8 protein-coding genes and 1 pseudogene are annotated in these 8,137 nt (G+C 70.5%); 5 read left to right on the forward strand and 4 right to left on the reverse strand.

Annotated elements, in window-relative coordinates; all coding sequences use genetic code 11:
- The 5 genes from cobA to ACFQ4O_RS12710 form a co-directional block, all read left to right on the forward strand.
- A partial coding sequence (cobA, locus tag ACFQ4O_RS12690; protein WP_378776061.1) for a uroporphyrinogen-III C-methyltransferase occupies positions 1–873 on the forward strand: 873 nt, incomplete at its 5' end.
- Positions 874–889: 16 nt separating this feature from the next.
- Entirely contained in the window at positions 890–1,225 is a 336-nt protein-coding gene (locus ACFQ4O_RS12695) for a DUF2849 domain-containing protein (protein ID WP_378776062.1), read from the forward strand.
- A gap of 12 nt (positions 1,226–1,237) precedes the next feature.
- Positions 1,238–2,899 (forward strand): nitrite/sulfite reductase, encoded by a 1,662-nt coding sequence (locus ACFQ4O_RS12700; protein ID WP_378776063.1) that lies wholly within the window; start codon positions 1,238–1,240, stop codon positions 2,897–2,899.
- Positions 2,886–3,659, forward strand: coding sequence for a phosphoadenylyl-sulfate reductase (locus ACFQ4O_RS12705; RefSeq protein WP_378776064.1), 774 nt, complete (start codon positions 2,886–2,888; stop codon positions 3,657–3,659). The genes ACFQ4O_RS12700 and ACFQ4O_RS12705 overlap by 14 nt, the downstream gene beginning before the upstream one ends.
- Before the next feature lie 106 nt (positions 3,660–3,765).
- Positions 3,766–4,302: a DUF934 domain-containing protein gene (locus ACFQ4O_RS12710; protein WP_378776065.1), complete on the forward strand. Its 537-nt coding sequence runs from the start codon at positions 3,766–3,768 to the stop codon at positions 4,300–4,302.
- Positions 4,303–4,373: 71 nt separating this feature from the next.
- Here ACFQ4O_RS12710 and ACFQ4O_RS12715 read toward each other — a convergent pair whose 3' ends face one another.
- The 4 genes and pseudogenes from ACFQ4O_RS12715 to ACFQ4O_RS12730 form a co-directional block, all read right to left on the reverse strand.
- Entirely contained in the window at positions 4,374–5,387 is a 1,014-nt protein-coding gene (locus tag ACFQ4O_RS12715; RefSeq protein WP_378776066.1) for a WD40 repeat domain-containing protein, read from the reverse strand.
- 465 nt (positions 5,388–5,852) lie between these two features.
- Positions 5,853–7,037, reverse strand: a complete 1,185-nt coding sequence (locus ACFQ4O_RS12720) for a CobW family GTP-binding protein (protein WP_378776067.1) — start codon at positions 7,035–7,037, stop codon at positions 5,853–5,855.
- Between the two features lie 129 nt (positions 7,038–7,166).
- On the reverse strand, positions 7,167–7,859 hold the full coding sequence (locus ACFQ4O_RS12725) for a MotE family protein (RefSeq protein ID WP_378776068.1): 693 nt from the start codon (positions 7,857–7,859) through the stop codon (positions 7,167–7,169).
- Positions 7,856–8,137 (reverse strand): annotated as a pseudogene (locus ACFQ4O_RS12730) (hypothetical protein); the annotation flags it as partial. The pseudogene ACFQ4O_RS12730 and the gene ACFQ4O_RS12725, both read right to left, overlap by 4 nt.

The raw sequence follows: 8,137 nt of genomic DNA on the forward strand, positions 1-8,137 counted from the left end.
TTCTGGGCCCGGCTGTTCGACGGCCCCGTGGCCGCCCGTGCGCTGTCGGGCGACCTCCCCGGCGCCCGGGCGCTCGCCATGCGCGAGATCGCGGCCGAGCCGGACCTGTCCGGCTTCGTGTGGCTGGTCGGCGCAGGCCCCGGCTCCGTGGACCTGCTGACGCTGCGCGCCCAGCGGGTGCTGCAGGAGGCCGACGTGATCGTGCACGACGCGCTGGTGCCGTCCGAGGTGGTCGCCATGGGCCGCCGCGACGCCGAGCGCGTCTTCGTCGGCAAGCGCAAGGGCCGCCACGAGGCGACCCAGGCCGAGATCGAGGCGCTGCTGGTGCGCGAGGCCAAAGCCGGCCGCCGCGTGGTGCGGCTGAAGAGCGGCGATCCCATGATCTTCGGCCGCGCCGGCGAGGAGATGGCCGCGCTCAAGGCCGCCGGCGTCGCCTATGAGGTGGTGCCGGGCGTGACCGCGGCGCTGGCCGCGGCGAGCTCCGCGCGGGTTCCGCTCACGTTGCGCCGGGTCGCCTCCAGCCTCGTCTTCGCCACCGGCCACGACCTCGACGGACGCACCCTGCCCGACTGGGGCCGGCTCGCGCTGTCGGGCGCGACGGTCGCCGTCTATATGGGCCGCACGGTCGCCGGCCTCGTGGCCGCGCGCCTGCTGGAGGCCGGCCTCGCGCCGGACACGCCCGCCATCGCGGTCGAAAACGCCGAGCGCGCCGACGAGCGCGTCTTCGCCGGCCCCTTGCGCGCTCTCGCCGGCCTCGCCGAGCGCGACGACGTGGACGGCCCCGCCCTCATCCTGATCGGCCCCTCGCTCGCGGAGGCGGATCTCGCCGACGCCATCCCTTTCGCTGAGGCGGCCGGCGCCGCCGCCGCCTGAAGGTTCGTTTCACGCCATGTCCGCGCCCATCCAGAAGTCGGCCGCCAAGACCAAGGCCGCCACCCAGGTCGTCACCGCCAACCGTCTCATCGACGGGCTCGTGGTCTATCTCGCCCCCGGCGGCGAATGGACCGAGCGGCTGAACGAGGCCGAGCTGCTGGCCTCGCCCGAGACGCTCGCCGCCGCGGTGGAGGCCGGCAAGCGCTCCGAGGCCGCGCGGGTGGTGGTGGAGTCCTATCCGATCGACGTGGAACGGGAGCCTTCGGGCCTGCGCCCCTTACGCCTGCGCGAGGTGATCCGCGCCGCAGGCCCCACGGTGCGCCCGGACCTCGCCCGTCCGCTCGGCGCCTGAGGAGTTCGTTCCATGTACCGTTACGACGAGTTCGACCACGGCTTCGTCGCCGCCCGCACCGCCCAGTTCCGCGACCAGGTGGAGCGCCGGCTGTCCGGCGAGCTGACCGAGGACCAGTTCCGGCCGCTCCGGCTGATGAACGGCGTCTACCTGCAGCTTCACGCCTACATGCTGCGCATCGCCATTCCCTACGGCACGCTGTCCGCGCGCCAGCTGCGCAAGCTCGCCCACATCGGCCGCGTCTACGACAAGGGCTACGGCCACTTCACCACCCGGCAGAACATCCAGTTCAACTGGCCGGCGCTGAAGGACATTCCGGCGATCCTCGACGAGCTCGCCTCGGTGGAGATGCACGCGCTGCAGACCAGCGGCAACTGCATCCGCAACGTCACCACCGACCATTTCGCCGGCGCCGCCGCCGACGAGATCGCCGATCCGCGCCCCTACGCCGAGATCCTGCGGCAGTGGTCGTCGATCCACCCCGAGTTCTCGTATCTGCCGCGCAAGTTCAAGATCGCGGTCACCGGCGCGCCCCATGACCGGGCGGCGATCCAGCTGCACGACATCGGGCTGGAGCTGAAGCACGGGCCGGACGGCGCGGTGGGCTTCGCCGTCTATGTGGGCGGCGGCCAGGGCCGCACTCCCATGATCGCCCACAAGGTGCGCGACTTCCTGCCCGAGGAGGAGCTGCTCACCTACATCGAGGCGGTGATGCGGGTTTACAACCTGCACGGGCGCCGGGACAACAAGTACAAGGCGCGCATCAAGATCCTCGTCCACGAAACCGGCGCAGAGGAGATCACCCGCCAGATCGAGGCCGAGTACGAGGAGGTGCGCAAGACCGACCTGCTTCGCCTGCCCGAGAGCGAGATCGCGCGCATCACGGCCTATTTCGCGCCGCCGACCCTGCCCGAGAAGCCGGCCCGCTCCGGCGTGCTGGAGGCGGCCAAGGCCGACAGCCGCGAGTTCGCGACTTTCGTGGAGAACAACGTCACCCCCCACAAGGCGGCGGGCTACGGCGTCGTCACCGTGTCGCTGAAGCCGATCGGCGGCATTCCCGGCGACGCCACCGACCGGCAGATGGAGGTGGTGGCCGACCTCGCCGACCGCTACTCCCAGTCGGAGATCCGCGTCAGCCACGAGCAGAACCTGGTGCTGCCCCATGTGGCGCTGGACGACCTGCCGGCGCTCTACGCCACGCTGAAGGCGCAGGAGCTCGCCACCGGCAACGCCGGGCTCGTCACCGACATCATCGCCTGCCCGGGGCTCGACTACTGCGCCCTCGCCAACGCCCGCTCGATCCCGCTGGCGCAGGACCTCTCCACCCGCTTCGGCGCGCCGGAGCGGCAGAAGGAGATCGGCGAGCTGAAGATCAAGATCTCCGGCTGCATCAACGCCTGCGGCCACCACCATGTGGGCCATATCGGCCTGCTCGGCGTCGATCGGCGCGGCGAGGAGGTCTACCAGATCACCCTCGGCGGCTCCGGCGACGAGACCGCCTCGGTCGGCGCGCTGGTGGGCCCCGGCTTCAAGACCGAGGACGTGGTCGACGCGGTCGAGACCGTGGTCGACACCTATCTGCGCCTGCGCGAAAGCCCGGAGGAGACCTTCCTGGCCGCCGTGCGCCGTCTCGGGCAGCAACCGTTCAAGGAGGCGCTCTATGGAGCGGCCTAAATTTCCGCTTGCGCCGGTCGCGCAGGCCCGCGCCGCCGAGCGCGCCACCTCGCTCGCCGATCATCTGGACCGCCGCCATCGCGGCCAGACCGCGCTGGAGCTGATCCGCGCCGCGGTGGAGCACCTGTTCCGCAACCGGATCGCCATGGTGTCGAGCTTCGGCGCGGACTCCTCCGTGCTGCTGCATCTGGTGGCGCAGGTCGATCCCTCGACGCCGGTGATCTTCATCGACACCGAGCAGCTGTTCGAGGAGACGCTCGCCTATCGCGACGACCTCGTGGCGCGGCTCGGGCTCACCGACGTGCGCAGCCACCGGCCGAAGCCGGAGCGGCTGAAGCGGCTCGATCCCGAGAACTTCCTGTGGCAGTCCGATCCCGATCTCTGCTGCCGCATCCGCAAGGTGGAGCCGCTCGCGGACGCCCTGAAGGACTTTCCAGCCTGGATCTCCGGCCGCAAGCGGTTCCAGAACGCCTTCCGCGCCTCGCTGCCCGCCTTCGAGGCGGACGGCCCGCGCATCAAGGTCAACCCGCTCGCCGACTGGACCTCGAAGGACATCGAGGCCTACCGGATCGAGCACGGCCTGCCGGAGCATCCGCTGGTGAAGTTCGGCTATCTGTCGGTCGGCTGCGCGCCCTGCACCAGCCGGGTGAAGCCCGGCGAGGACCCGCGCGCGGGACGCTGGCGCGGCCGGGAAAAGACCGAATGCGGCATCCATCTGCCGGGCCTGATGACCACGGAGCACGACGGCAGCGGCATCTGAGCCGCGACCCTCGGGCTTGACGCCGGTCGAAACGGCCGCTTCCTGATCCTTTACGACTTCTCCCGGGCGGGCGCCCTCGCGCCGTCTGGGCTGACCGAGGCTTCGCATGACGACCGAACAGACCGCCGCCGACCTGCCCATCTGGCGCGACGGCCGCTTCCAGGCGGACGAATGGACGCTCGCGGGCGAAGGCGAGGCCGTCTCCGAAGGCCCGGCGCTGCTGCCGCTCGCCCGCTTCCTCGCCGAGCGCGAGGCGCTCGCCACCCGCAACGCGCCGCTCGGCGTGCTGGTGGAGCCGAACGAGGCGATCGAGGAGCTGGCCCCCCATCTGGACCGGGTGGCGCTGGTGGCGCTGAACTTCCCGAAATACGCCGACGGCCGCGCCATGTCCTCCGCGCGCCTTCTCCGGGAGCGCTACGGCTATCGCGGCGAGGTCCGGGCGGTGGGCGACGTGCTGATCGACCAGATGCCGCTGATGCGCCGCTGCGGCTTCGACGCCTTCGCGGTGACCAACGCGCCCACCCGCCGCCAGCTCGCGGCCGGCCGGTGGCCGGACGTGCCGTTCTACCTGCAGCCGACCGGCGCCACGACCCAGCACGAGATCCCGGCCGGGACGCGCCCCTGGGCCCGCCGCCCGGACTGAGCGATCGTTCGTCGATATGAGATGAGCGCGCGGGGCGGCCCCCGCGCGTTTCGCGGCCTTGAAGCCGGCCGTCAGCCTTCGGGCAGCGCGAGGACGCCCGCGGCGCCCTCCTCCGTGCCGAAGGCGAGCCGCGCGCCGGACGGGTCCCAAGCGAGCGCGGTCACGGTTCCGCCGGCGCTCGCAGGCCGGGCCAGCAGCTCCGCCCCGTCGGTCAGGCGCGCGAGCAGGATGCAGCCGTCCTCATAGGCCAGCGCCACCACCGCCGCGCTCGGATGGCCCGCGACGCGGGCGACCCGCGACGGGCGGACGCCGAGCTCCTTCGGGGCCTTGCCCATCGGCCCTTCCTTGCTCTGGAACGGCCACAGGATGGCGGCGTCGGCGCCCGAGCTTGCGAGCCACTTGCCGTCCGCGGTCCAGTCCAGCGACTTCACCTTCCCCGGATAGCCCGACATGCGCATGTTGCCGCCGTCCGACAGGCGCCAGCCGTGCAGCGCGCTCTCCTGCATGGTGGTGACCACGAAACGGCCGTCCGGCGCGAAGGTGACGTCGATGTGGCTGCCCTTCCACGGCAGCGTCTTGGCCGGGCCCTCGACCCGCGGGAACCACAGCGACACGCCGCCATAATGGGCGACGGCGATCTGGTAGCCCTTGGGCGCGAAGGCGAGGCCGCGGGCGGTGGAGGGCGCGTCGAAGCTCCTCAGCGCGCCCTTGCCGTCCCGGGCGACGACGCGCTTGCCCGACGACCACGCCGCCGCGCCGTCCGGGCCGATGGCCACGGCGTCGATCCAGCCGCCCTTGGCCTCGCCCAGGGTCTCGGGCGCGGCCGCGCCCTGAAACCGCAGGATCCGTCCGTCGTCGCCGCCGGTGACGAGCACCCCCAGCGCGGTCGCCGCCGCCAGCAGCCCGCCGTCATGGGCCGGGACGCGCAGGTCGCCCTCGCCGGTGACGAACAGCACGGCGCCGTCGCCGAGCGCGAACACCGGCGCGCCGCCGAGGAACGTGGCCGCGATCACATAGGCCCCGGCCTCGACCGGCGTCATGCGGTCGGCGAGCGAGGGATAGCCGGCGTCGTGAGATAACGTCATTCCTGATCAGTCTTCATGTTCATTTCGGCCTAAAGCCATCTCAAACTCGGCGTCCCGAATCCAGCTCCACTTCGTTGGGCCGCCCCCACGTCGCCAATACTCGATGACGTTCAGAGGGACGCTTGTCTCCGTCGGTCCGGCCGAACAGCAACGGATGTTCGGAGGATCTCCGCACTGCACCTTGTCGTCGCGGATCGCATCCGCGACCCAGGCGCGAGGCGAAGAGGGGACTTCGCGGTCTGCATCCTGTGGAAGATAGAGATTTATGACCGAAAGCGAGATTACAAATCGATGCGCGCAATATTGGCACTCGATTTCGATCAATGCGCACTCGTTTAGATAAATGGACGCCGCTCGCGACGGGTGAAATTTTTCATAGCGAGGCACGCCGTGCGCATCATACCAAAGAGGCGGCTCCGGTATTCGTGACCGAATATCTGAATAATCCTGATGCATCGGAGGATACTACGCCGCACAGGCCTGGAAGCCCTGACGCAGCTTCGCCTCGTCCAGCTCCTTGCCGATGAAGACCAGCTTGGACCGCCGCGTCTCCTCGGGCGTCCATTCCCGCTGCAGGTCGCCGTCCAGGATCATGTGCACGCCCTGGAACACGAAGCGGCGCGGTTCGCCCTTGAAGGCGAGGATGCCCTTCCAGCGCAGGAAGTTCTGGCCGTCGGACTGGGCCAGCGCGTTGACCCACGGCATGAACTTCTCGGGGTCCACGTCGCCGGGGATCTCCAGCGCCACCGACTGCATGGTCTCGTCGTGGTAGTGCTTCAGGCCGCCATGGCTCTTCGCGTCGTGACCCTTGGCGTCGTGACCGTGATCCTTGTGGTCATGCGCCTTGTGGTCGTGGCCATGATCGTGATGGTCGTGACCCTTGTGGCCGTGGTCGTGGTGGCCATGATCGTGGCCGCAGCCGCAGTCCGGACCGTGGTCGTGATGGTGGTGGTCATGGCCGTGGCCGTGATCGTGGTGATGATGGTCGTGGTCGTCCGCTTCGAGGAAGGCGGGCTCCAGCGCCAGGATGCGGTCGAGGTCGAAGGCGCCCTTGTCCAGCACCTCGTTCAGCGGAACCGCGCTCTTCACGGTGCGGATGACGCGGGCGTAGGGGTTGATGCCGCGGATGCGGCCCTCGACCTCCTCAAGCTCTTCACCCGAGACCAGATCGGTCTTGTTCAGCAGGATCACGTCGGCGAAGGCGATCTGGTTCTTGGCCTCCGGCGCGTCCTTGAGGCGCGTGGTCAGCCATTTGGCGTCGGCCACCGTCACCACCGCGTCGAGACGGGCCTTGCGGGCCACCTCCTCGTCCATGAAGAAGGTCTGGGCCACCGGCGCCGGATCGGCGAGGCCCGTGGTCTCGACGATGATGGCGTCGAACTTGCCCTTGCGCTTCATCAGCCCTTCGAGAATACGGATCAGGTCGCCGCGCACCGTGCAGCAGACGCAGCCGTTGTTCATCTCGAACACTTCCTCGTCGGCGCCCACCACAAGCTCGTTGTCGATGCCGATTTCGCCGAACTCGTTGACGATGACGGCGTATTTCTTGCCGTGCGGTTCGGACAGGATGCGGTTGAGCAGCGTGGTCTTGCCGGCGCCGAGATAGCCGGTGAGCACGGTGACGGGCGTCTTTTCGGCGTCGACGGACATGGGTTGGGCCTCCGTAAAGCGAACCGTCCGGGCGCGTGGACGCGGCCCGCGGGCGCGGTCGGCCTCATATAGCGAGGCGCGCGCCCATCGTCACGGGGCGCGGAGGCGAAGAGCAGCCACCCGCTGGCGTCAGGGCGTCGCGGGACGCCCCTCGATTTTGGGCAGGTCGGTGAGGGCGGCGGCCGCGGCCTGGGGCGTCAGCGCGCCCACGCCCTCCCGGCGCGCCAGCGCCACGGTCAGCTTCTGGGCCGCCTCGGGCGCCATCTTGCCCATGATCTCCGACATGCGCTGCGGCTTCATGCGCGCCGCCACCTGCAGCAGCACCGACGGCTCCAGCGCGTCGAAGATGCGCGCCGCCTCCTTCACCTTCATCGCCTCGTACATGGCGACCAGCTCGTTCAGCTTGCCCTTCTCCTCCTCGGCCCGGCGGGCGTCGGCGGCGGCCACCTGCTCCTCCAGCCGCTTGAGCTCGTCGAGGCGCTCCTCGACCCGCTTCTCGGCGGCTTTCAGCAGCTGCTCGCGCAGGTCCACGTCCTTGGAGCGCGCCTCGATGACCTCGCGCCGCTTCTGCAGCGCCTCGAGCAGCGCGCGCTCGGAAGCCGACACGTCCGGCGGGGGCGGCTCGGGCGCGGGCTTCGGCGCGGGCTCGGCCGCCTTGGGCTCCTCCGCCTTCGGAGGCTCGGACTTGGCGGCGGAGGCGGCTTCGGCGCGGCCCGTGAACAGGTAGCTCTCGCCGGTGGCGAAGCTGACCAGCTTGAGGCCGAGCAGGGCGGCGGCCGCCGTCATCATCAGCGGAAACAGATGGATGCGCTGGCCGGTCATGCGGCGACGCCTTCACGCAGCGCCTTGAGGCGGGTCATGATCGCCTCCGCCTCGTCGGCGGCGGCGGCGGCCGACGAGCGCGGCAGCGGCACCACCACCGGGTCTTCGTGCTCCGCCACGGGCTCCGGAGCGGCGGCGGGCGCCGGCTCGATCTCGGGCGCAGGTTCGGGCGCGAACGCGACGGCGGCCTCGATCCGGGCGCGGACCTCGTCCTCGGCGGCCTCGATGCGGCGCAGCCGCTCCGCCTCGCGCGCCAGCATGGCCTCCTCCGCCTCGCG

The sequence above is a fragment of the Methylopila musalis genome (assembly GCF_042679725.1).
Classification (GTDB): Bacteria; Pseudomonadota; Alphaproteobacteria; order Rhizobiales; family Methylopilaceae; genus Methylopila; species Methylopila musalis.